This window comes from Streptomyces sp. NPDC030838 (genome assembly GCF_055572035.1).
Window position 1 is genome coordinate 381,451 of record NZ_JBVIED010000003.1, and the last position, 22,737, is coordinate 404,187.

The following is a 22,737-nucleotide window of genomic DNA, read 5'->3' on the forward strand; positions in this document are numbered from 1 at the left end:
CGAGCGCACTCCAAGCCGTTGGCTAGGTCGGCATGAAGTACACGCAGCTCGGACGCACCGGACTCAAGGTCAGCCGACTCGTCCTCGGCACCATGAACTTCGGCCCGCAGACCGAAGAGGCCGAAAGCCACACGATCATGGATGCCGCGCTGGACGCGGGCATCAACTTCTTCGACACCGCGAACGTGTATGGCTGGGGGGAGAACAAGGGCCGCACCGAGCGGATCATCGGCAGCTGGTTCGCCAAGGGCGGCGGCCGGCGCGACAAGGTGGTCCTGGCCACCAAGGTGTACGGCAACATGGGCCCCGACGCCGCCCACGCCTGGCCCAACCACGACCGGCTCTCCGCGCTGAACATCCGCCGCGCGGTGGACGCCAGCCTCCAGCGGCTGGGCACCGACTACATCGACGTCTACCAGTTCCACCACATCGACCGGGCCACCCCGTTCGACGAGATCTGGCAGGCCATGGACGTCCTGGTGCAGCAGGGGAAGATCCTCTACGTCGGTTCCAGCAACTTCCCCGGCTACAAGATCGCCCAGGCCAACGAGATCGCCGCCCGGCGCGGCTCGCTCGGCCTGGTCAGCGAGCAGTGCCTGTACAACCTCTTCGAACGGCGCGCCGAGATGGAGGTCATCCCGGCCGCGCGCGAGTACGGCCTCGGCGTCATCCCGTGGTCGCCGCTGCACGGCGGTCTGCTCGGCGGCGTACTCCGCAAGGAGGGCGAGGGCCGCCGCCGCGCCTCGGGGCGGGCCGCGGACACGCTCGCCGATCCGGCGCTGCGGGCGCGGATCCAGGCGTACGAGGATCTCCTCGACAAGCACGGCCTGGAGCCCGGCGAGGCCGCCCTGGCCTGGCTGCTCACCCGCCCCGGCGTGACCGGCCCGATCGTGGGCCCGCGCACGCTCGACCAGCTGGAGTCGGCGCTGAGGGCGATCGAGCTGGACCTGTCCCCAGAGCTCCTGGCCGGCCTCGAAGAAATCTTCCCGGGCCCGGGCCCGAGCCCGGAGGCCTTCGCCTGGTAACACGGGGTGAGCTGAACGCCCTCAGGGGCGCGGGGAACTGCGCGACCGGCCCTCCACGAGCCGCAGCCAAAAGACGGCCGCAGTTCCCCGCCGCTATCCACCTAGCGCCGAAGCCACCGCCACAAGAACGAACATCAACACAAGCGCACCGGCCATGATCCGGTTCCGGGTTTTCGGGTCCACGTATCGAGCCTAACCGGCCCCGCCGAGCGGCCAGCGGGCGACCGTCTCGTAGCGCGGCTGCTCGCCCGGCGTCCCGGAGCGCGGGAGATTGCTGCGGACCAGGGCCAGCTCGGCGACGGTCCAGGTACGGCTGGTGAAAGTACCCAGGGCACGGACATACGGCCGTACGTCCACCGCCTCACGACTGCGGGCCACGGTCATGTGCGCCTTGTACCGCCGATGCTCCCCCATGGGAACACCCGCCTTCCGCGCAGCGGACTCCGCACGGTCGGCCAGCAGCCGCAAGGTATCGAGATCCCCCTCCGCGCCGGTCCACAGCGCCCGCCCGCGCCCGAACTGGCCGCCGCCGCGCAGCGCCAGCCGGAAGGGCTCGGTGCGGTGCGCGGCGCGCTCCAGGCGGGCGGACAGGTCGGGGACGAGGTCGTCGTCGACCTCGCCGTAGAAGGCGAGGGTGAAGTGCCAGCCGGGGCGTCCGGTCCAGCGCAGCCCGTCCGCGCCGGGCAGTTTCCGCAACGCGGCCACCTCGGCGGCGAGTTCACCGGTGACGTCGTCTGGGGGCAGCACGGCGGCGAAGAGTCTCATGACGCCAGCCTGGCAGGGATCGGGCAGGCCATCATGTCGGAATGAAGATCGCGATACGGAACGGCGGACCCGACGACATCCCCGCCATGCTCGGGATGCTGGACGGGGCGGTGGAATGGCTGGTGGCGCAGGGGCGTCCCGGGCAGTGGGGGACGGGTCCGTGGTCGGCCCGTCCGACGGCCGGGGGACTCATGACGGAGTACGTCACCCGGGGCGCGCCGTTCATCGCCGAGATCGGCGGGGTGCCGGCGGGGGCGCTCGTCCTCACGGACGCGCCGGGGGCGCAGCTGGAGCCCGCCGGCGAGCCCGAGCGGTTCGTCCGCCTGCTCGTCACCGACCGGCGTCACAAGGGCCGTGGGATCGGGGCGGCGCTGCTCGCGCACGCGGCCGAGGAGACCCGCCGGGCCGGGATCTCCCTCCTCCGCGTGGACTGCTACGCGGGCGACGACCGCAAGCTGGTCGCCTACTACGAGAGCCAGGGCTTCACGCCGACCGAGGCGTTCACGGTCGGCGAGGACGCGTGGCCGGGGCAGGTGCTCGCCCGGAGGGTCTGAGCCCTCCGGGCGGACGGCACCGTCACGCCGCCGTCGCCAGCCGCTCCTGCCGCTCGCGCGGGACGAAGCGGACCGTCGGGTGGCCGTGGTGCCAGCCGACGGAGAGGCGCAGGCCGCCGGTGCGGGCCAGGATCAGGCCGATCACGGTGGCGGCCAGGGCGGCTATCGCCCCGCCGGCCGCGAGGCCGACGCGGGCGCCGTAGGTGTCGGTGATCCAGCCGACGATCGGGGCGCCGACCGGGGAGCCGCCGAGGAACACCATCATGTAGAAGGCCATCACCCGGCCGCGCATGGCCGGGTCGGTGGCCATCTGGATGCTGGTGTTCGCGGTGACGTTGACGGTCATGCCGAAGATCCCTGTCGGGATCATCAGCAGGGCGAACATCCACAGCTGCGGGGTCGCCGCGGCGACGATCTCCACCGCGCCGAACACCAGCGCCGCCGCGCTCAGCACCCGCATCCGGGCCGTGCCGCGCCGGGCGGCGAGCAGGGCGCCGGTGACGGAGCCGACCGCCATCAGGGTGTTGAAGAGGCTGTACGTGCCGGCGCCGGCGTGGAAGACGTCGTCGGCGAAGGCGGAGAGGTAGACGGGGAAGTTGAAGGCGAAGGTGCCGACGAATCCGACGAGCACGATCGGCCATATCAGTTCCGGGCGTCCGGCGACATAGCGCAGGCCTTCGCGGAGCTGGCCCTTGCCGCGTGGGGCGCGCTGGACGACGTGCAGTTCGCGGGCCCGCATCAGCAGCAGTCCGGCGATGGGGGCGACGAAGGACAGGCCGTTGAGCAGGAACGCCCAGCCGGTGCCGACACCGGTGATCAGCAGGCCCGCGACGGCGGGGCCGATCAGGCGGGCGGACTGGAAGTTCGCCGAGTTCAGGCTGACCGCGTTCTGCAGCTGGTCGGGGCCGACCATCTCGCTGACGAAGGACTGGCGGGCCGGGTTGTCGACGACCGTGGCGAGGCCGACGGCGAAGGCGGCGACGTACACGTGCCACACCTGGACGTGGCCGGTCAGGGTGAGCGCGGCGAGCGCGAGACCGGTGACGGCCATCGAGGACTGGGTGACCAGCAGGGTGGGTCGCTTGGGGAGGCGGTCGACGAGGACGCCGCCGTAGAGGCCGAAGAGCAGCATCGGCAGGAACTGGAGAGCCGTCGTTATGCCGACGGCGGTGGCGGAGCCGGTGAGGCTGAGCACCAGCCAGTCCTGGGCGATGCGCTGCATCCAGGTGCCGGTGTTGGAGACGACCTGGCCCATGAAGTACAGGCGGTAGTTCCTGACCTTCAGGGAGCTGAACATGGAGGCCCTGGTCTTGCGGGGGGCCTCGGGGGTGGATGAGGTGTCGTGGGTGGTCGGTGCGGGGGCGGAGTCTGCTCCGGATCCCGTACTCAAAAGGGTTCGCCTCCTCCTTGCGACGGCTGCTTACAGGTGCGCGAGCTTCTCCAGCACGGGGGCGGCGGCGCGCAGCTTGGCCCACTCGTCCTCGTTGAGGCCCTCCACCAGGGTGGCGAGGAAGGCGTTCCGCTTTCTACGGCTTTCCTCGAGCATCGCCTCGGCCTGTTCGGTCGGGGTCACCACCTTCTGGCGCCGGTCCTCGGGGTGCGGCTCCAGCCGGACCAGTCCCTTGGCCTCCAGCAGTGCCACGATGCGGGTCATCGACGGCGGCTGGACGTGCTCCTTGCGGGCGAGTTCGCCCGGCGTGGCCCTGCCGCAGAGGGACAGGGTGCCCAGCACCGACATCTCGGTGGGGCTCAGTGACTCGTCGACCCGCTGGTGCTTCAGCCGACGGGAGAGCCGCATGACGGCGGATCGCAGGGAGTTCACGGCGGCAGCGTCGTCGCCATGGCTAAGGTCCGGCATGTTCTTTAGCGTACCTCATTACCCTATCTAAGGACCACCGGGCATGGCATCACTCATCCGGGTGACGCGGTGCCGGAATGTGACACACCGAACCGGCGGCTGCCGTGACCCTCGTGTCCATGGGGACCAGCGTGCTCAGCCTGCGAATAGACCACGAGCTGCTCGAACGGCTCCGACACCACGCGGCGAAAAGAGGAATGAGCGTCCAGGACTATGTCGTCCGGACGCTCATCCGCGATGACTTCGACGAACGCTTCCAGGCGGCCGTCGAGGAGACCGAGAAGTTCTACGGCCTTACGTGAGCCCCAGCGCCGGCATCAGGTAGTAGAAGGCGAACACCGCCGCCACCACGTACATCGCCGCCGGGACCTCCCGGCCCCGCCCCGCCGCCAGGCGCAGCACGGCGAAGGTGATGAAGCCCATGCCGATGCCGTTGGTGATCGAGTAGGTGAACGGCATCATCAGCATGGTCACGAAGGCCGGGACGGCGATCGTGTAGTCCGCCCAGTCGATCTCCTTGACGGAGCCCGCCAGGATCAGGAAGCCCACCGCGACCAGCGCCGGGGTGGCCGCCTGGGACGGGACCATGGTGGCGACCGGCGTCAGGAAGAGGGCCACGGCGAACAGACCGCCGGTGACGACGTTGGCGAAGCCGGTACGGGCGCCCTCGCCGACGCCGGCCGTGGACTCCACGAAGGCGGTGGTGGCCGAGGAGGAGCTGGCGCCGCCCGCGGCGACCGCGATGCCGTCGACGAACAGGACCTTGTTGATGCCCGGCATCTGCCCCTGCGCGTCGGTCAGCTTGGCCTCGTCGCTGACGCCCATGATCGTGCCCATCGCGTCGAAGAAGCACGACAGCAGCACGGTGAAGACGAACAGGATGCCGGTCAGCACGCCGACCTTCTCGAAGCCGCCGAACAGGCTGACCTCGCCGACCAGGCCGAAATCGGGGGTGGCGACCGGGTTGCCCGGCCACTTCGGGGTGGTCAGACCCCAGGACGGCACCTTGGCGACGGCCTCGATGACGACGGCCACGACCGTCATCGCGACGATCGAGATCAGGATCGCGCCGGGCACCTTGCGCACGATCAGCGCGAGAGTGAGCAGCGCGCCGAGGACGAAGACCAGCACCGGCCAGCCGTTGAGGTGCCCGTCGCCGCCGAGCTGGAGCGGGACGGTGGTCTGGGCGACGTCGGGGATACGGGAGACGAAGCCGGCGTCGACCAGGCCGATCAGCATGATGAACAGGCCGATACCGATCGAGATCGCCTTGCGCAGCCCGAACGGCACCGCGTTCATCACGCGCTCGCGCAGACCGGTCGCGACCAGCAGCATCACCACGAAACCGGCCAGCACGACCATGCCCATGGCGTCCGGCCAGGACATCCGGGGCGCGAGCTGGAGCGCGACCACCGAGTTCACGCCGAGACCGGCGGCGAGCGCGATCGGCACATTGCCGATGACGCCCATCAGCAGGGTGGTGAAGGCCGCGGTCAGCGCGGTCGCGGTGACCAGCTGGCCGTTGTCCAGCTGGTTGCCGTACATGTCCTTCGCGCTGCCGAGAATGATCGGGTTCAGCACGATGATGTACGCCATCGCAAAGAAGGTGGCGAGACCACCACGGACCTCGCGCGCCAGGGTGCTGCCACGCTCCGAGATCTTGAAGTAGCGGTCGAGGGCGCCGTGGACAGGCGCCTTGCCCGGCTGCTGGGGCGCGGGGACCTTGGCGGGTGCCGAGGTGGGCATTTGTTAGTTCCTACGAACAGAAGTGGTCAGAGACAAACGGTTTCAGTATGAACATATGAGTTCGTAGATTGCCATCTCCGCGCGTAGACCTGATCACCCACCTGCCCGATCCGACCGCCTCGTAAGCTGTCCCCTATGGCGAAGTGGACCCCCAAGCACGAGGCGCCGGAGCCCCTGGAGGGCCCCGTGGTCGCCACCATCACCGGCGGCACGATCCTCTGGTTCGTCCTCTTCCTGGTCCAGCTCCCCTTCTACGGCTGGTTCGACGACCACGGGCACACCTGGTGGCTGTGGACCTGCCTGGCCGGCGGCGGCCTCGGGCTGATCGGCATCTGGTACGTCCGCAAGCGGGACGCCGCCCTCAAGCGGGCGGCGGCACGAGAGCAGACGGCGCCGGCTCCCTGAGTCATTCGGCGGGTGAAGGGAGAAATCCGCCCGTACCGTCGAATGCATGACGCACATCGACGCGGACGCCCACCCCGGGCCCGCGCGCCCCGTGTCCGCGGTGCCGGCCGGTGGGCTGACGGCCGCGGAGGTGGCCGAGCGGGTGGCGCGCGGGCAGGTCAACGACGTGCCGGTGCGCAGCAGCCGGTCGATGACGGACATCGTTCGGGCGAACGTGTTCACCCGGTTCAACGCGATCATCGGCGTGCTCTGGCTGATCATGCTGTTCGTCGCGCCGATCCAGGACAGCCTGTTCGGCTTCGTCATCCTCGCCAACACCGGCATCGGCATCGTCCAGGAGTGGCGGGCCAAGAAGACCCTCGACTCGCTCGCGCTGATCGGCGAGGTGCGGCCGACCGTGCGCCGCGACGGGGTCGCCGCCGAGGTCGGCACCTCAGAGATCGTCCTGGACGACCTCATCGAGGTCGGGCCCGGGGACAAGATCGTCGTCGACGGGGTGTGCGTCGAGGCGGACGGGCTGGAGATCGACGAGTCACTGCTCACCGGCGAGGCCGACCCGGTCGTCAAACGGCCCGGCGACCAGGTGATGTCCGGCAGCTTCGTGGTCGCCGGCGGCGGCGCCTTCCAGGCGACCCGGGTGGGCCGCGAGGCCTACGCCGCCCAGCTCGCCGAGGAGGCCTCCCGGTTCACCCTGGTCCACTCCGAGCTGCGCTCCGGCATCTCCACGATCCTCAAGTACGTCACGTGGATGATGGTCCCGACCGCGATCGGCCTCATCATCAGCCAGCTGGTGGTGAAGGAGACCGACTTCAAGGACTCCCTCGCCCGCACCGTCGGCGGCATCGTCCCGATGGTCCCCGAGGGCCTGGTCCTGCTCACCTCCGTCGCCTTCGCGATCGGCGTCATCCGGCTCGGCCGGAAGCAGTGCCTGGTGCAGGAGCTGCCCGCCATCGAGGGCCTGGCCCGCGTCGACACCGTCTGCCTGGACAAGACCGGCACCCTCACCGAGGGCGGCATGGACGTCACCGGGCTGCGGGCCCTGAACGGCTACGACGAGTCGTACATACGCCAGGTCCTCGGCGCCCTCGGCGAGTCCGACCCGCGCCCCAACGCCTCCCTCCAGGCGATCATCGACGCCTACCCGGACGCGGAGGACTGGCGCTGTATCGAGTCGCTGCCGTTCTCCTCCGCCCGCAAGTACAGCGGCGCCTCCTTCAGCGAGGGTGACGGCGAGACCAGCACCTGGCTGCTGGGCGCCCCGGATGTGCTGCTGCCCGCCGACGACCCGGCGCTGGGCGAGACGGAGCGGCTCAACGAGCAGGGCCTGCGGGTGCTGCTGCTCGCCCGCGCCGCCGGCGACCTGGACTCCCCCGACGTCACCCGGGGCGCCAAGTCCGCCGCCCTCGTCGTACTCGACCAGCGGCTGCGCCCGGACGCCTCCGACACCCTGCGCTACTTCGCCGAGCAGAACGTCCGCGCCAAGGTCATCTCGGGCGACAACGCGGTGTCCGTCGGCGCGGTGGCGGGCAAGCTGGGGCTGTCCGGCGCCGTGGTGGACGCGCGCCGGCTGCCGGAGGACCGCGACGGCATGGCCACCGCGCTCGACGAAGGCACGGTGTTCGGGCGGGTCACTCCGCAGCAGAAGCGGAACATGGTCGGCGCGCTCCAGTCGCGCGGGCACACCGTCGCGATGACCGGCGACGGCGTGAACGACGTCCTGGCGCTGAAGGACGCCGACATCGGCGTGGCGATGGGTTCCGGCTCGGAGGCGACCCGGGCGGTGGCGCAGATCGTGCTGCTGAACAACAGCTTCGCCACGCTGCCGTCGGTGGTGGCGGAGGGCCGCCGGGTGATCGGCAACATCACGCGCGTGGCGACCCTCTTCCTGGTGAAGACGGTCTACTCGGTGCTGCTGGCGATCCTGGTCGTCTGCTCACAGGTGGAGTATCCGTTTCTGCCCCGCCACCTCACCCTCCTGTCCACCCTGACGATCGGCGTCCCGGCCTTCTTCCTGGCGCTCGCGCCCAACAAGGAACGGGCGAAGCCCCACTTCGTGCGGCGGGTGATGCGGTACGCGATCCCGGGCGGGGCGCTGGCCGCGCTGGCGACCTTCGCGACGTATCTGATCGCCCGCCAGTACTACTCCGGACCCGGCGCGCTGGACGCGGAGACCAGTGCGGCCACGCTGACGCTGTTCCTGATCTCGATGTGGGTGCTGGCGATCATCGCCCGCCCCTACACCTGGTGGCGGATCGCGCTGGTCGCGGCGATGGGCGCGGGGTTCCTGGTGGTGCTGGTGGTGCCGTGGTTGCAGGAGTTCTTCGCGCTGAAGCTGGTCGGGGTGACGATGCCGTGGGTCGCGGTGGGCATCGCGGCGGGCGCGGCGGCCGCCCTGGAGTTCCTGTGGACGTGGGTCGACCGCCGCTTCCCGGCTTAGCGGTTACTGCACGTCCACAAAATCACCCTTGGCGCTGACCGCCGGGGTGGTCGGGGTGCCCGCGAAGCTGTAGCGGAAGTAGCCGTCCTCGGAGGCCTTGACGGTGGTCTTCAGGTTGCCCGTGGAGTCCGTCTTGATGGTCTTCACGTCGGTGTAGTTGGTGGTCCCGTTCTTACGGAACTGGAGCTTCACCGGCTGGTTGACGTACCCCGCGTACTTGTGGCTCTCCCAGTTCGCCCGGGACAGCTTGCCGGTGATGGTGAGGGTCTTGCCCTTCGCCACCGGCTCCGGCGAGGCGTCGACCGTCAGCTGGGAGTTCCGCTGGACCAGCGTGGTGCCGAGGCCGCCCTGCTGGGCGTACCCGACCTTGGTGATGTCGAAGTCGAGGCCGTCCGGGTCCTGGCCGTTGTAGTCGATGGCCAGGGCCGCGCCCTTCCAGGTGCCGGCGTCGGAGTTGAGCAGGTCGTCCTGGGCCGGGTAGATGTCGATCTTGCCGGTGCACTTGGCGGTGGTGGCCGAGGTGGCAGTGCAGGTGGCCGGCTTGTTGCCCATCAGCGGGACGGCGGACGGGGCCTCGAGGCTGCCGCGGTAGAGGACGGGGCCGGTGAGGAAGTCGTCGGCCTTGACGTCGACGTCCGCGTCGTGGGTCAGGGTGTAGCTGACCGTGGTGGAGACGTGCTGGGTGGTGCCGACCTTGATCGCCTTGGCGACCTTGAAGTCGGAGAAGGAGACGTTCAGGTCGTACGGCTGGCCGGGGGCGCGGTCGGTCGCGGCCCAGGCGATCTTCGCGACGTCGGCGCGGTAGTCGTCGGCCGGGGCCGGACCGCCGGCGGCCTGCGCGGCCGGGACGGCGAGGGCGGAGAGGGCCAGGGCGCCGGAGACGGCGGCCACGGTGGCTCGTATGCGCATGCGTTCCCCAAGTGAATGATCGTGGAGCCGAGTCATGACTCACGTGATCAGATGGACTTGGGGGGCGCGGGGTTGCTCGGGAGCCGTACGAGGCTGAAAAAGCGACCGAAAACGACGCCGAAAGACGTACGGCCCCGGATGGCTTCCGGGGCCGTACTCACATGCCGTACTCAAACTGCCGTATGCGAACTACCGGGTGCTCAGCGCACGTCGATGAAGTCACCCGCGGCGCTGACCGCCGGGGTGGTCGTGGTGCCCGCGAAGCTGTAGCGGTAGTAGCCGTCGGTCGACGCGGTGACCGTCGTCTTCAGGTCGCCGTAGGTGTTCGTCTTGACGGTCTTCAGCGTGGTGTAGGTGCTGGTGCCGTTCTTGCGGAACTGCAGCTGCACCGACTGGCCGGAGTAACCGGCGTACTTGGCCGTCTCCCAGTTCGCGCGGGTCAGCTTGCCCGTGACGGTGATGGTCTTGCCCTTCACCACCGGCTCCGGGGAGGCGTTGACCGTCAGCTTGGAGAACCGCTGGACCTTGTGGGTCTTGTAGTAGTCGTTCCAGTAGATGCTGCCGTCACCGGCGAGGGCACCGGCGGTCACCTTCCAGGTGCCGGCCAGGGCGTTGGCGTACAGGTCGCCCTCGACGCCCGGGTACGCGGTGATCGTCAGCTTGCAGGTCGAGGTGGTGGCGTTGACCGCGGTGCAGGTGGCGGCCTCCTCGTTCGGCGGCAACCAGCCGTCGATGTCGGTCTCGACGTCGGTGCCGTGCCACAGGTCGATGTACGCGTCCTGGATGCCGGTCGAGTGGCTGGCGGTGAGGGAGACCGTGAAGGTCTTCGCCGTGGTGGTGCCGACGGCGATGTTCTTGCCGGCGTTCACCGTCACGTTGGAGACGGTGGGCAGCTCCTCCTCGGCGGCGGCCGTGCTGAACGCCGACTTGCCGGCGGAGACGCCGAAGCGCTCGGCGGCGCTGGGCCGGTCGAAACCGGCACCCTGGGAGTCGGCCTGGGCGACCGGCGCGACGGCAGCGGCCAGGGCGAGCGCGCCGGTGACGGCGGCCACGGTGGTGCGAATACGCATGTGCTTCCTCAAGTGGGAAAGAGCGACAGGTGGGAAAGCGCGTGGGGGGTGTCGCGGCCTACCTGGACGTCGACTTACTGCACGTCGACGTAGTCACCCGCGGCGCTGACCGCCGGGGTGGTCGTGGTGCCCGCGAAGCTGTAGCGGTAGTAACCGTCGGTCGACGCGGTGACCGTGGTCTTCAGGTCGCCGTAGGTGTTCGTCTTGATGGTCTTCAGCGTCGTGTAGGTGCTGGTGCCCTTCTTGCGGAACTGGAGCTTCACCGACTGGCCGGAGTAGCCGGAGTACTTGTTCGCGTTCCAGTTGGCGCGGGTCAGCTTGCCCGTGACGGTGAGGGTCTTGCCCTTCTTGACCGGCTCCGGGGAGGCGTTGACCGTCAGCTTGGAGAGCCGCTGGACGTAGAAGCTCTTCGCGTTCTCCTTCTGGACGTAGTCGCCGTCCTTGCCGGAGGCGAGGATCCAGAGCTTCCAGGTGCCGGCGACCTCGTTGATGGCGTTCTCGCCCGGCGTGAAGTCGTACGTCGCCTTGCAGTTGGCGGTGGTGGAGTTCACCGCCGTGCAGACCGAGTAGTAGTCGCTGGTGTTGGGGAGGGCGGCGCTGTCGGAGTTGTCCAGGTCCGGGCCGTGGTACGGCAGGGCCATGGCGTCCTTGACACCCGAGTCGTCCTTCACCGTGAAGGAGATGGTGATCGTCTTGGTGGCGGACGCACCGACGACGACGGCCTTGCCGCCGTTCACGGAGATGTTCGAGATGGTCGTGTCGCCGTGGATCTCGTCGGCCTGGGCAGCCGGAACCGCGACGCCGGTCAGCGCGAGGGCGCCGGTGATGACGCCGAGGGTGGCACGCATGCGCATGTTGTCTTCCCCGTGGAAAGAAAGGGGCCCCGCCGCCGGTCGTACCTCACGAGTCGTGAGGGGCTACGGGGCCCAGGTGATCACGGAGTCTGTTGACTCACGTGATCAGATCCGCGACGCATGCGAATGGTTGTACAGCTCTCGTGAGAAATTTGTGCGAGGAGTTTCACGGGGGTTTGAGCCGCTGAAGCCGCCGCACGGCTCAGTCGAACCACCGGTCCCGCGCCAGCTCCTCCGTCCGCGACGGATCCTCCAGCAGCGCCGCGACCTCGAACCGGCGCGGCCACTGCCCGGCCGCCCAGGCGAGCCCGGCGGCGACGCCCTCCAGGGTGGCCGCGTGCAGCACCCCGTCGTCGGTGAGCCGCCAGTCGATCTCCACACCGTCGACGACCAGCTCCTCGTGCTCGACATACGACCGTGGCGTGCGCGGGCCCAGCAGCACCCGCACCGAGTCCGGCACCTCATGCTCGGTGCCCTCGCTGGTCACCTCCCCGGTGACCGACTCGCTCAGCCGCCGCACCTGGAACAGCTCGGCCAGCTCGGCGGCCCGGCTCGGGCGGACCGGCAGCAGCGGCACCCCGGCGGTGAACGGCAGCAGGTCGGGCGAGTCGACGACGACCGCGTCGGCCGCGTCCACCACCTCGACCTGCCCGTCCACGACGGCCCGCAGCTCGTCCGGCAGGGTCACCTGCTCGGGGTCCAGCTCGGCCAGCGCCCCGTAGAGACCGTGCAGCTGGGCGGCGCTGACCGGCCGTTCCGGATCGGCGAGCCGGTCCAGCAGCTCGGCGGCACCGCCCGGCTCGTCGAGCAGCGCGGCCACCGATGTCCGCACCCCGAGCGCCCGCAGCACCTGCTCGTCGTCGAACCCGGTGGCGTCCGCCTCCTCGTACAGCCCGCGCAGCAGCGGATCGCCCCCCGCGGCGAGCAGCCCGGCCGGCCGCCGCCCGTCGAGCACCGGGTGCCCGCGCAGCCACCACGCCGTGTAGGGCCGTACGACCTCATGGGTGCCGTCGGGCAGCAGGATCCGCACCGGCTGGGTGAGCGCGTCGCGCAGCGGCGGCTGGGCAAGCAGCGCGAGGGCCTGCGGCCACTTGTCGTCGTCGACGAGATCCAGATCCCGTACGGCGACCAGCTCGGTCGCGACCGGCGGCACGGGCGTGTCCGGGAACCGGTCGAGGATGTCCTCGCACCACACGTCCACGGCGTCCAGCAGCCCGGGGTCGTCGGGCTCGGCGAAGTCGCTCTCCCTCGGCTCCAGCTCGTCCGGGTCGAGAACGACGTCCGTGGCCCGCACGAGCGCGAAGTTGACCAGCACCCCGCACGCGGCGAGCGGCGCCTCACCGAAGCGCTCGGCCAGCTCGGCGTCGAGGAAGGGGAGTTCACCCTCCCGCATGACCCGGGCGAAGGGGCTGCCGGGGAAGACGAGTTCACCCGCGGGTGTCAGCTCCCCTTCCTCATCAGGCAGGGCGAGGGCGCCCAGCCAGGGTTCGTCGCCGGGCTCTAGACCGGCGTCACGGACGAGGGTGAGCACGGCGTCGGCGAGCTCCTCGGCGTCGAGGCCGTCCTCCTCCCAGCCGACGCCACCGTCCTCTTCCATGGAGGCGGCGACGGCGGCCCGCACCTGGGGAGTGGTGAGTACGGCGCGGGGGGTCGCCGGAAGGGCACCCAGCTTCTCCAGCAGCGGATGGGCGGCGTCCTCGTGGGCGACCTTCAGCCCGAGCCGGGCGAGGACGTCCGCGTCGATCCGGGCGGCGTCGGCGGTCGGCAGCAGCACGCGGCGCGGCCCGATGGTCGTCCGACCGTCGGCGAGCGGGACGGGTAGCCCGGAGAGCCGGTCGGGGTCGACCCCGGCGAGGCTGTCGTACAACCGCCACCACCAACCAGGCTCCTTCTCCAGCCCGGCGAGCCGGTCGACGGCGTCCGTCAGCGGCACCCGCGCGACACCCAGCGTGCGCAGCTCCACCCGCCGCTCCAACCCGGCCGGCAGCAGCGTGGGCAGCACCTCGGCGAGCACCCGCACGGTGTCGGCCCCGGCCCCCTCGACGACCTCGGCGTCCCGGGGCCGCAGCGACTCGGGCATCTCGCTGTCGCCCTCGGCGGGCGGCGCGGCGGGCGGCAGGAAGGACGTGCGGGGAAGCCGCGCGAGAATGGCCTGCCGCAGCGCCCCGTCCAACTCCCCCTTGCCCAGCGGACCGGGCACCAGGTCGATGATCCCGTCCGTCACCGGCCGCCAGTCGGCCAGCAGCTCGGCGTAGGCGTCCGCGGCCTTCTCCACCAGGAAGTCGGTGAGCGGCCCGGGGGCGGCATGCCGCCGGGTGGTGTCGAGCGGGAAGGAGGCGATGAGGAGGGCGGGCACGCCGAGGGGTTCGTCGCTGGGGGTGGGCGCGTGCACGACGGGACTGGTCCGGGGCCGCGCGGGAGCACCGCTCTCCTGGTCCACCGGGACAGCCCAGGTGACGGACCAGTACGGCCGCAGCCGCTCCTCGACGGGCCGCCCGGCGAGCAGCTCGGGGGCGAGCGGCCCGTGCGCCGCGGAAGTCCGCCAGGTGGTGGTGCCGTCCCGCGAGTCCTCTACGACGGTGAGGGCGCCCTCGGTCCGCCGCCACAGGGTGCGGGGCGCGTCGTCCCCGATCTCGATGACGACCTCTTCCAGCCCCGGGAGGGTGAGCAGCAGGGAGTCGTCGACCGCGTGGAGGAGCCGCTCGGCGAGATCGGCGGCGGGCGTGTCGCGGAGGGGCAGGATGACGGCGGTGTCGTACGGCTCGGGGGCCCGCCCCTCGGCGGCGAAGGGGAGCCGGAGGAGCGGCACGTGCCCGTCCCGGCGCCGGATCTCGTCACCCAGCCCCGGACTGTGCCGGGCGACATCGGCGGCGAGGTCCCGAGCCTCGGCGAGCGACCACCGAACGCCCCCGTGCCGCCCTACGACGGCAGGCTCATCGGTCACGGCGAGCACGGCGGCGAACCCGACCCCGAACCGCCCGACGGCGCTCTCCTGGGTGTCCCGCTTGGCGGAGGCCCGAAGGGTGGACAGCGACTCCACGCCGGCCGCGTCGAGAGGAGCGCCGGTGTTGGCGGCGACGAGCACCCCGTCACGGAGCGTGAGCCGCAACCGCCCCGGCACACCGGCCCGGGCCGCGGCGTCGGCGGCGTTCTGCGCGAGCTCGACGACGAGCCGGTCCCGGTACCCGCCGAGAACCAGATCCTCCTCGGCGTTGGCGTCCTCCCGGAACCTCGCCGGACTGGTCGCCCACGCGTCCAACACCCCGCGCCGCAGCCGCCCCGTCCCGAACGGATCGGCCCCCTCGGCCGCCGGCCGCACGTACTTGCTCACGTTGCCTTCTCCTCCTCGACGAGAGCACGAAGGTACCGTGACCGGCGGCCGCGACCAGCCGCGGGACGCGGACGCCGGGAACTCGGTCCAGGCCTCGCGGATGAGGGCGAGGCGGGGGCCCGACGGAGCAACTCCGCTCCCGAGGACTGCCGTTGGACCCGGCGGAGCCGATCGTGGCCGAGCCGGCGGCGAACGTCGACGCGCTGTCCCACCGCTGGGGCGTGATCGAGGGTCCCGTCCCACGCAGTCCGCACATGAGCTCGACATGGGAGTACGCCTTCGGCGCGGAGGAGTCAGGGCTGCGCCGAAGCGCCACCCCTCATCCGAATGTGACCTTCGCCATACCACTCGAGCGCGGGCGGCGCTCCAGGGCTGCTGACTCCTACGAGTGCCCCAGCTCCGCCGTCTCCTCGTCCGGCACCTCCGGCACCGACCCCGAATCCCGCGCCGGGCGCAGCGGGAACGGGTCGACTCGGGTTTCGTCGATCACCGGCGGGGCAGGCCTCGGCGGTTTGGGCATGACCGCGGCCTCGGAGTGGCCGCCGCAGCCGTACGAGAGGGAGACCACGCGGCCGTCCGCGGGGGAGAACTCGTTGGCGCAGACGCCGAACGCCTGGCCGAGGGAGCCGCCGATCGGGACCAGGAAGCCGCAGCTGACGCAGGAGGCGGGGGCCGCCTGGGCCATGGGGGTCTTCGGGCCGTACGCCTCCTCCCAGCGGTCGGCGGCGACGTGCAGGCCGTAGCGGGAGAGGACTCGGGCTCGGCGCATGCCGAGTTCCTCGGCGACCGCGGCGATCGAGCCGCGTGACGGGGCCTGCGGGAGGTGGGCCGGGGTGCCGGCCGTCATCTCCGCGTCCTCGGCTTCCACCAGCTCCGCCATGTCGGAGGAGACCGCCGAGTTGGGCGGGGGCTCCTCCTCGCCGGAGAAGCCGGGCTCCAAGCGGAGGTCCTCGGCGTCCGTGGGGAGGAGGTCGCCGGGGCCCATGTCGCCGGGGCGCAGGCGCTCGCTCCACGGCACCCACTCGGGGGCCAGCACGGCGTCCGGGCCGGGGAGCAGCACCGCCTCGTCCACCGTGACGATCTTCGCGCGGGACGCGCGGGCCACCGTCACCGCCCAGCGCCAGCCCCGGTAGCCCAGCTCCTTGCACTCGAAGAAGTGCGTGACAACGCGGTCACCCTCGGAGACCAGCCCCACGTGCTCCCCGACGACGCCGGGCGCGGCGGCCTCCTCGGCGGCGGCGCGGGCGAGGTCGACGGCCTCGGCGCACAGGCGGTCGGGGGTGCGGCTTCGCGTTGTCGCTGCGCTCACAGGTATCGCTTCTCTCCTACGCCGTCTTACGGGTGCGCCTTGCCTTGAGGCGGTGGGGGCGACGGACGGAGCGGACCTGGGGGCCGCGTCGACGTCCGTGTCCTCACGCTCTCGGGCACACCTACGTCATCCATTCTGCGGGATGCCGGTGAGGCGCGCGGCCGAGAACGTTCGCCACGGCGCGCTACGCACGCTACCTGCTCCCGTGCACTTGGCCTACACCGCCGCCCGCCCGATCCCCCTCAGTTCGTCGCCATCCGCCCCGTAACACCACCACTCCCGCCGTTCGCAGGGCACTATGACGGGGTGGCAGCCGCGAGGACACCCGGTGGCACCAGCGGTATCGGTGGGGTCAGGGGCAGCAGGCGACGCAACGGAACGGGCCGGAGTGGCGGCTCGTTCCGTTGGATCGGGCGTGCCCTGCACCTGCCGGTCACGGGGACCGCGCGCGGCATCCGCAAGGCGACGCACGCGCACGGCGCCGGCGAGTCGGGCCTGGGCAAGCTGATCGAGCTGCACGCGGTGAACGGCGCCGGGGATGTCATGATCACCATCGCGCTCGCCTCGACGGTGTTCTTCTCCGTGCCGACCGATGAGGCGCGGGGGCGGGTCGCGCTGTATCTCGCGATCACCATGGCGCCCTTCACGCTCCTGGCGCCGGTCATCGGTCCGCTGCTCGACCGGGTGCCGCACGGGCGCCGGGCCGCGATGGCCTGCGCCATGCTGGCACGGGCGCTGCTCGCCCTGGTGCTGTCCGGCGCGGTGATCTCCGGCAGCATCCAGCTGTATCCGGCCGCGCTCGGCGTCCTGGTCGCGTCCAAGGCGTACGGCGTGGTGCGCAGCGCCGTCGTGCCCCGGCTGCTTCCGCCGCGCTTCTCGCTCGTGAAGGCGAACTCCCGGGTCACCCTGGGCGGGCTGCTGGCCACGGGGGTGGCCGCCCCGGTGGGGGCGGGGCTCCAGGCCCTCGGCCCGCGCTGGCCGCTCTACGGCGCCTTTGTGATCTTCGTCGCCGGGACGCTGCTGTCCTTCTCACTGCCGCCGAAGGTCGACTCGGCCAAGGGCGAGGACACCGCGCTGCTCGCGGCGGACGCGGAGCATCTGCACGGCCCGCACCGCAAGCCGGTGAAGCGGCCGGGGCTCAGGACGGTCGGCATCGCCGTCACCCATGCCCTGGTCGTGAACGCCGCGATCCGCTGCCTCGCCGGGTTCCTGATCTTCTTCCTGGCGTTCCTGCTGCGCGAGCACCCGCTGACCGGACAGAGCGCCGCGGTCTCGCTGGGCATGGTGGCGGTCGCGGCGGGCGTCGGGAACGCCTGCGGTACGGCGGTGGGGGCGGCCCTGAGGGCCCGCGCGCCGGAGATCATCATCGTCACGGTCGTCGCGGTGGAGCTGGGCGTGGCGATCACCGCGGCCCTCTTCTTCGGCGCGTTCCTGGTGGCCTGTCTCGCCGCGGTCGCCGGGTTCGCGCAGGCGCTGGCCAAGCTGTCGCTGGACGCGCTGATCCAGCGGGACGTGCCGGAACAGGTGCGCACCTCGGCGTTCGCCCGCTCGGAGACGCTGCTGCAGATGTCCTGGGTGGTGGGCGGCGCCATCGGTATCGCGCTGCCGCTGAACGGCACGCTGGGCCTCACGGTCGGCGCCGCCGTGCTGGCCACGGGCTGGCTGACGACCGTACGCGGGCTGCTGACCTCCGCCCGGCGGGGCGGCCGGCCGGGCACGCGAGTGGCGTAACCCACGTCCCGGCTCGTACCCCACCCGGGCAGTGCTCCTTGTGCGCGATAGCCTTCGGCCATGAACACGCTGCAATCCGTTGGGCGACGCCGCCGCGCCGTCGCCGCCGCCGGCGCCGTTTCCGCCGGACTGCTCGTACTGTCGGCCTGCGACAAGCCGACGCCGATGTCGACGATCACGGTCGGTTCGAACTCGGTCAGCTCCGAGGCGACCTGCTACGGGGACGGCAAGGCCCTGGACGCCAAGGCGCTGGCCGAGTGCCTCAAGGAGAAGGACATCGAGTCCATCTCGGTCGACCCGGAGGAGACCGTACGCTTCGGCGTCGACCCGGAGGTCGCGGACAAGGGCTGGACCGTCCTCATGAACGGTCAGCCGCTCCTCGTCGAGCCCAGCAAGAAGACGTACATGACGATCCCGGGCAGCGTGTTCTTCAACGCCCAGTACGGCGCGCAGGGCGACTCCACGCTGGTCTCCATCCGCGAGGGCGAGCGCGAGGCCACCGGTCTGTGGTCCTTCAAGCTGAAGAAGGAGTCCTGACCACGTCCCCGGTCACACGGATCCTGGTGGCCACCGCGGTCCCCGCCGAGCGGGACGCGGTGGCCAGGGCGTTCCCCGGGCCCGACGGGCTCACTGGGTCTAATGGGTCCACGGGGCTCACAGGGTTCACGGGGTTCACCGGGCAGGTCGTCGCCGCCGGTGTGGGCCCCGCCCGCGCCGCCGCCGTCGTCGCGACCGCCCTCACCGAGGCCGCCCGCGACGGCCGCCCCTTCCGGCTGGTCGTCTCCGCCGGCATCGGCGGCGGCTTCGCCCCCGAGGCGCCCGTCGGCTCGCTGGTCGTCGCCGACGAGATCACCGCGGCCGACCTGGGCGCCGAGACCGCCGACGGCTTCCTGCCGGTCACCGAGCTGGGCTTCGGCACCGTCACCCACCGTCCCCCCGATGCACTCGTACGGGACGTCACGGCCGCCACCGGGGCCCGCGCCGGTGCGATCCTCACCGTCTCCACGGTCACCGGCACCGCCGAGCGCGCCGCCGCCCTGCGCGCCCGCCATCCGCGCGCCCTCGCCGAGGCCATGGAGGGCTTCGGCGTCGCCGAGGCCGCCGCCGCGCACGGGGTGCCCGTGCTGGAGCTGCGGGCCGTCTCCAACCCGGTGGGCCCGCGCGACCGGGCCGCCTGGCGGATCGGCGAGGCGCTCGACGCGCTCGCGGAGGGCTTCGGGAAGCTGGCACCCGTACTGGAAGGTTGGACCCCACATGACCGACATGACCGGTGAGAAGCTGCGGATCGCGTACTCCCCCTGCCCGAACGACACCTTCGTCTTCGACGCCCTGGCCCACGGCCGCGTCCCCGGCGCCCCCGCCCTCGACGTGACCTTCGCCGACATCGACGTCACCAACGGCATGGCCGAGCGCGGCGAGTTCGACGTACTGAAGGTGTCGTACGCGGTGCTGCCGTACGTCCTCGACGAGTACGCCCTGCTGCCGTGCGGCGGGGCGCTGGGGCGGGGCTGCGGGCCGCTGGTGCTCACGCGGGAGGCCGACGTCGACCTCACGGGCCGCACGGTCGCGGTGCCCAGTGAGAAGTCGACCGCGTATCTGCTGTTCCGGCTGTGGGCCGCGGACACCGTGCCCGGCGGGGTCGGGGAGATCGTGGTGATGCCGTTCCACGAGATCATGCCCGCCGTGCGGGACGGCAAGGTCGACGCGGGGCTCGTGATCCACGAGGCCCGGTTCACCTACCAGAACTACGGGCTGCACAAGCTCGCCGACATGGGCGAGCACTGGGAGAACACCACCGGGCTGCCGATCCCGCTCGGCGCGATCATCGCCAAGCGGTCGCTGGGCGCGGACACGCTGCGGCTGCTCGCCGACTCGATTCGTACGTCAGTTCGCGCCGCGTGGGATGACCCGGAAGCCTCCCGCCCGTACGTCATGGAGCACGCCCAGGAGATGGACCCGGCCGTCGCCGACCAGCACATCGGGCTGTACGTCAACGAGTTCACCGCCGACCTCGGCGAGGACGGCTACGCGGCGGTCCGCGGGCTGCTCACCCGTGCGGCGGCCGAGGGACTGCTGCCGCCCCTCGGCCCGGATGCGCTGGATTTCCCGTAGCGGGTTCTTATACGTCGAGCTGGTCGGCGACCGCGCGGAGCAGGCCGGCGATCTTCTTGCCGGAGGCCTTGTCGGGGTAGCGGCCCTTCTCCAGCATCGGGGTGATGTTCTCCAGGAGGGTCGTCAGATCCTGGACGATGGAGGCCAGCTCGTCCGGCTTCTTGCGCTGCGCGGCGGCCACCGACGGGGTCGGCTCCAGCACCGTCACCGACAGGGCCTGGTCGCCGCGCTGACCGGCCACGACGCCGAATTCCACGCGCTGGCCCGGCTTGAGCGTCTCCACTCCGGCGGGGAGAACCGAGGAATGGACGAAGACGTCACCGCCGTCGTCGCGGGAGAGAAAGCCGAAGCCCTTCTCGCTGTTGAACCACTTGACCTTGCCGGTAGGCACGTCTGTCCTCGTCCTCGTACTCGTCGGAAAACTGCTTCGGAAACGGCTCTTGATAGCACTAGAGCGGGTCGCCACTGACCCGCCGGTACCAAGGCTAATGGTCCCGGGGCCGCTGACAAGACGTCGCCCGGTTGTTCCCTCGCGCTGGGAACTACCCTGGTCCGGTGCGTGACAAAACCCAACCGAATTCCGCCGCGCCCGGTGACCGGCTGATCCGTGCCGGTGCCGTCGTGTTCTTCATCGGTGCCGTGGCCACGCTGGTCACAGTGGCCCCGCTGTTCCTCGGCACCACGCCGTTTCCGACGTACATGTTCGCACTGAGCATGCTCATGGGCGTCGGATTCCTGATCGCCGCTGCCGGGGTGCTGCGGTCCGTCGCCGCGGGGCGGCGTCAGGCGCGGGCCGCCTCCGGGGCGTCGTCCAGGTAGCCGGCCAGCCACTCCGGGAACGCGGTGAGGTCGGCGAGGACCACGTCCGGGCCGGCCGCGTGCAGCTCCGCCGCGCCGAACGGGCCGGTCGCCACCGTCACCGACAGGGTGCCGGCGGCGCGGGCGGCGCGGATGTCGCCCATGTGGTCGCCGACGTAGACGCTCGCGGCGTGCTCGCGCAGGGCCTCCGCCTTGGCCTCCGCCCACAGGTCGCCGACCACCGCGTCGGGCTCGATGCCGAGGTGCTCCAGGTGCAGCTTGGCGTTCGGCTCGTACTTCGCCGTGACCACGACCGCGCGGCCGCCGGACGCCTGTACGGCGGCGATCGCCTCCGCCGCGCCGGGGAGGGCGGGGGTCGCGGTGATCGCGATCGTGGGGTACATCGCGCGGTACAGGTCGGCCATGGCCGGGACCTCGTCCTCCGGGAACCAGTTCCGCAGCTCCTCCGCCAGGGGCGGGCCCAGGCGGGTGACCGCGAGGTCGGCGTCGATGAACGTGCCGGTGCGCTCCGCCAGGGCCTGGTAGCAGGCGCGGATGCCGGGGCGGGAGTCGATCAGGGTCATGTCCAGGTCAAAGCCGACGGTGGGCGTGGGGCGCGGGGTGCTGTAGGCCATGTGGGTCATTGTGCCGGGGTGGGGTCGGCGCGGGGTGGGGTGCGCAGCCCGGCGTGACGGGGTGCCTCCCCCAAGCTCTTCGAGCAGGGGGTACCCCCAGCGCCCACCCGTGCCGCCCCAGCGGCACGACTGCCCGCAGCTACGTACGTAAGGTCACCGCTCCTTCTGCGAGCGCCAGACCAGGAACGCCGCCGACGCGAGCGCCGCCCCCCGTACCACCCACGGCCACGTCTCGCTGATCGCCGTGCTCATCGCGCCCTCGGGGATCGGGTCGCCCCAGCGGCCCTCCGTGCGGCCCCACAGCCAGGTGAAGCCGGCCGCGACCGCGAGGCCGGGGAGGAACATGACCGCCCACTTGATCTCGGTCTGGGTGAGGCGGCGGGAGACGTAGACGATGAGCCAGCCGAAGGCGAGGACCAGGAGGTTGCCGAGGACCGCGCCGGCCACCAGCAGGGCCGCGGCGAACAGGAGCAGCGGGTTGCTCCACGTGCCGGGGGACGGCAGGAACCGGCGGCGGGGGGCTTCCTCCTCGGCCTCGGTCTCCTCCTCGGCCTCGGTCTCCCGCACCGCCGTCCTCTTCTCCACCGCCGGTTCGTCCTTCGGCGGCGGCTTCAGCAGGTCGGGGATCTCCACCCCGCCGACGAACCCCGGCACCGCCTCCCCGGCGCCGAAGGGTGTGCCCTCCACCCGCCACCAGTCCGGCTCGATCGCGCCGTCCCCGAGTTCGTGCACGCTCGCGAGATGGGGCGGGGACGGGACGTCGTCCTCCACCCGGGGGTGCGGTTCGGCGGGGCGGGGGCGGGGGACGACCCGGCGCAGGCTCTTCGGGAGGCCCCGGGACTGCTTGGCCGGCTTCTTCGGGCGGCGCTCCCGGGGGGCCGCGGTCTCCTCCCGCTGGACCGGGACGGCGGCTCGCGGCGGCTCCGGGGCGGTCCGCGCGCCGGTGTCGCCCGCGGCCGTGACCACGTCGTCGGGGCTGCCCAGGCGGGCGATGATCCGGCGGACCGCGGCGGGGCTGTCCACCGGTGCCTTCGCCCGCCGCCGGTCGATCTCGTCGCGCAGCTGGTTGACCAGCCGCATCCGGGCGGCGGAGGGCAGCTGCCGCTGCTGCGCCACGTCGCCGACGCGGCTCAGATACTCGTAGACGACCTTGTCGCTCTCGATGCCCACGCTGTCCCCTCCGGGGCGGGTGTGCCGC

At 71.5% G+C, this 22,737-nt stretch carries 22 protein-coding genes; 10 read left to right on the forward strand and 12 right to left on the reverse strand.

The annotated features are described in order from the left end of the window. Window positions 1-32 precede the first annotated feature (32 nt). Window positions 33-1,025: an aldo/keto reductase gene (locus tag ACZ42A_RS12225; protein ID WP_468527095.1), complete on the forward strand. Its 993-nt coding sequence runs from the start codon at window positions 33-35 to the stop codon at window positions 1,023-1,025. Between the two features lie 192 nt (window positions 1,026-1,217). Here the strand turns inward: ACZ42A_RS12225 and thpR are convergent, their stop codons facing one another. Then, window positions 1,218-1,790 carry an RNA 2',3'-cyclic phosphodiesterase gene (gene thpR, locus ACZ42A_RS12230; protein ID WP_468527096.1) on the reverse strand — a complete coding sequence of 191 codons (573 nt, stop codon included), beginning with the start codon at window positions 1,788-1,790 and terminating at the stop codon, window positions 1,218-1,220. Window positions 1,791-1,831: 41 nt separating this feature from the next. Here thpR and ACZ42A_RS12235 point away from each other — a divergent pair, with 41 nt between their 5' ends. Continuing rightward, window positions 1,832-2,344: a GNAT family N-acetyltransferase gene (locus ACZ42A_RS12235; protein ID WP_468527097.1), complete on the forward strand. Its 513-nt coding sequence runs from the start codon at window positions 1,832-1,834 to the stop codon at window positions 2,342-2,344. 22 nt (window positions 2,345-2,366) lie between these two features. Here the strand turns inward: ACZ42A_RS12235 and ACZ42A_RS12240 are convergent, their stop codons facing one another. After that, a complete protein-coding gene (locus ACZ42A_RS12240; RefSeq protein ID WP_468527098.1) occupies window positions 2,367-3,734 on the reverse strand; it encodes an MFS transporter in 1,368 nt (455 codons plus the stop codon). Between the two features lie 30 nt (window positions 3,735-3,764). Then, the gene (locus ACZ42A_RS12245) at window positions 3,765-4,202 is read right to left on the reverse strand and encodes a MarR family winged helix-turn-helix transcriptional regulator (RefSeq protein ID WP_468527099.1); all 438 of its coding nucleotides are present in this window, start codon (window positions 4,200-4,202) and stop codon (window positions 3,765-3,767) included. A 119-nt stretch (window positions 4,203-4,321) separates the two neighbouring features. Between ACZ42A_RS12245 and ACZ42A_RS12250 the strand changes: the two genes are divergently transcribed. Next, complete coding sequence (locus ACZ42A_RS12250) at window positions 4,322-4,504, forward strand: ribbon-helix-helix protein, CopG family (protein ID WP_468527100.1); 183 nt, start codon at window positions 4,322-4,324, stop codon at window positions 4,502-4,504. Here the strand turns inward: ACZ42A_RS12250 and ACZ42A_RS12255 are convergent. Then, the gene (locus ACZ42A_RS12255; RefSeq protein ID WP_468527101.1) at window positions 4,497-5,948 is read right to left on the reverse strand and encodes an NCS2 family permease; all 1,452 of its coding nucleotides are present in this window, start codon (window positions 5,946-5,948) and stop codon (window positions 4,497-4,499) included. The genes ACZ42A_RS12250 and ACZ42A_RS12255 overlap by 8 nt on opposite strands. A gap of 135 nt (window positions 5,949-6,083) precedes the next feature. Here ACZ42A_RS12255 and ACZ42A_RS12260 point away from each other — a divergent pair, with 135 nt between their 5' ends. Next, window positions 6,084-6,353: a DUF2530 domain-containing protein gene (locus ACZ42A_RS12260; protein WP_468527102.1), complete on the forward strand. Its 270-nt coding sequence runs from the start codon at window positions 6,084-6,086 to the stop codon at window positions 6,351-6,353. Window positions 6,354-6,399: 46 nt separating this feature from the next. Then, the gene (locus tag ACZ42A_RS12265; RefSeq protein WP_468527103.1) at window positions 6,400-8,790 is read left to right on the forward strand and encodes an HAD-IC family P-type ATPase; all 2,391 of its coding nucleotides are present in this window, start codon (window positions 6,400-6,402) and stop codon (window positions 8,788-8,790) included. A gap of 3 nt (window positions 8,791-8,793) precedes the next feature. Here the strand turns inward: ACZ42A_RS12265 and ACZ42A_RS12270 are convergent, their stop codons facing one another. The 5 genes from ACZ42A_RS12270 to ACZ42A_RS12290 all read right to left on the reverse strand — a co-directional run bounded on the left by ACZ42A_RS12270 (window position 8,794) and on the right by ACZ42A_RS12290 (window position 16,263). Beyond that, entirely contained in the window at window positions 8,794-9,699 is a 906-nt protein-coding gene (locus tag ACZ42A_RS12270; protein WP_468527104.1) for a hypothetical protein, read from the reverse strand. Between the two features lie 200 nt (window positions 9,700-9,899). After that, window positions 9,900-10,769, reverse strand: coding sequence for a calcium-binding protein (locus ACZ42A_RS12275; protein ID WP_468527105.1), 870 nt, complete (start codon window positions 10,767-10,769; stop codon window positions 9,900-9,902). Between the two features lie 74 nt (window positions 10,770-10,843). Further along, window positions 10,844-11,623, reverse strand: coding sequence for a DUF5707 domain-containing protein (locus tag ACZ42A_RS12280; protein WP_468527106.1), 780 nt, complete (start codon window positions 11,621-11,623; stop codon window positions 10,844-10,846). A 202-nt stretch (window positions 11,624-11,825) separates the two neighbouring features. Next, complete coding sequence (locus ACZ42A_RS12285) at window positions 11,826-14,954, reverse strand: sacsin N-terminal ATP-binding-like domain-containing protein (RefSeq protein WP_468527107.1); 3,129 nt, start codon at window positions 14,952-14,954, stop codon at window positions 11,826-11,828. A gap of 382 nt (window positions 14,955-15,336) precedes the next feature. Then, complete coding sequence (locus ACZ42A_RS12290; RefSeq protein ID WP_468527108.1) at window positions 15,337-16,263, reverse strand: DUF3027 domain-containing protein; 927 nt, start codon at window positions 16,261-16,263, stop codon at window positions 15,337-15,339. A 306-nt stretch (window positions 16,264-16,569) separates the two neighbouring features. Here ACZ42A_RS12290 and ACZ42A_RS12295 point away from each other — a divergent pair, with 306 nt between their 5' ends. From ACZ42A_RS12295 to ACZ42A_RS12310, 4 genes are read left to right on the forward strand one after another with little or no spacing between them, the layout of a single operon-like run. After that, a complete protein-coding gene (locus ACZ42A_RS12295; RefSeq protein WP_468527109.1) occupies window positions 16,570-17,994 on the forward strand; it encodes an MFS transporter in 1,425 nt (474 codons plus the stop codon). Window positions 17,995-18,054: 60 nt separating this feature from the next. Beyond that, the gene (locus tag ACZ42A_RS12300) at window positions 18,055-18,531 is read left to right on the forward strand and encodes a DUF2771 domain-containing protein (protein ID WP_468527110.1); all 477 of its coding nucleotides are present in this window, start codon (window positions 18,055-18,057) and stop codon (window positions 18,529-18,531) included. Next, window positions 18,501-19,268, forward strand: a complete 768-nt coding sequence (locus ACZ42A_RS12305; RefSeq protein ID WP_468527111.1) for a futalosine hydrolase — start codon at window positions 18,501-18,503, stop codon at window positions 19,266-19,268. The genes ACZ42A_RS12300 and ACZ42A_RS12305 overlap by 31 nt, the downstream gene beginning before the upstream one ends. Then, a complete protein-coding gene (locus ACZ42A_RS12310) occupies window positions 19,258-20,106 on the forward strand; it encodes a 1,4-dihydroxy-6-naphthoate synthase (protein WP_468527293.1) in 849 nt (282 codons plus the stop codon). Before ACZ42A_RS12305 ends, ACZ42A_RS12310 begins: the two co-directional genes overlap by 11 nt. 7 nt (window positions 20,107-20,113) lie before the next feature. On the opposite strand, the gene ACZ42A_RS12315 is transcribed toward ACZ42A_RS12310, so the two are convergent. Continuing rightward, on the reverse strand, window positions 20,114-20,497 hold the full coding sequence (locus ACZ42A_RS12315) for a cold-shock protein (RefSeq protein WP_468527112.1): 384 nt from the start codon (window positions 20,495-20,497) through the stop codon (window positions 20,114-20,116). Between the two features lie 164 nt (window positions 20,498-20,661). On the opposite strand from ACZ42A_RS12315, the gene ACZ42A_RS12320 reads away from it, so the two are divergent. Further along, the gene (locus tag ACZ42A_RS12320) at window positions 20,662-20,925 is read left to right on the forward strand and encodes a hypothetical protein (RefSeq protein WP_468527113.1); all 264 of its coding nucleotides are present in this window, start codon (window positions 20,662-20,664) and stop codon (window positions 20,923-20,925) included. Here ACZ42A_RS12320 and ACZ42A_RS12325 read toward each other — a convergent pair. Further along, a complete protein-coding gene (locus ACZ42A_RS12325; protein WP_468527114.1) occupies window positions 20,889-21,548 on the reverse strand; it encodes an HAD family hydrolase in 660 nt (219 codons plus the stop codon). The two genes, ACZ42A_RS12320 and ACZ42A_RS12325, sit on opposite strands and share 37 nt — an antisense overlap. 144 nt (window positions 21,549-21,692) lie before the next feature. Next, entirely contained in the window at window positions 21,693-22,709 is a 1,017-nt protein-coding gene (locus ACZ42A_RS12330; RefSeq protein WP_468527115.1) for a hypothetical protein, read from the reverse strand. Window positions 22,710-22,737 lie beyond the last annotated feature (28 nt).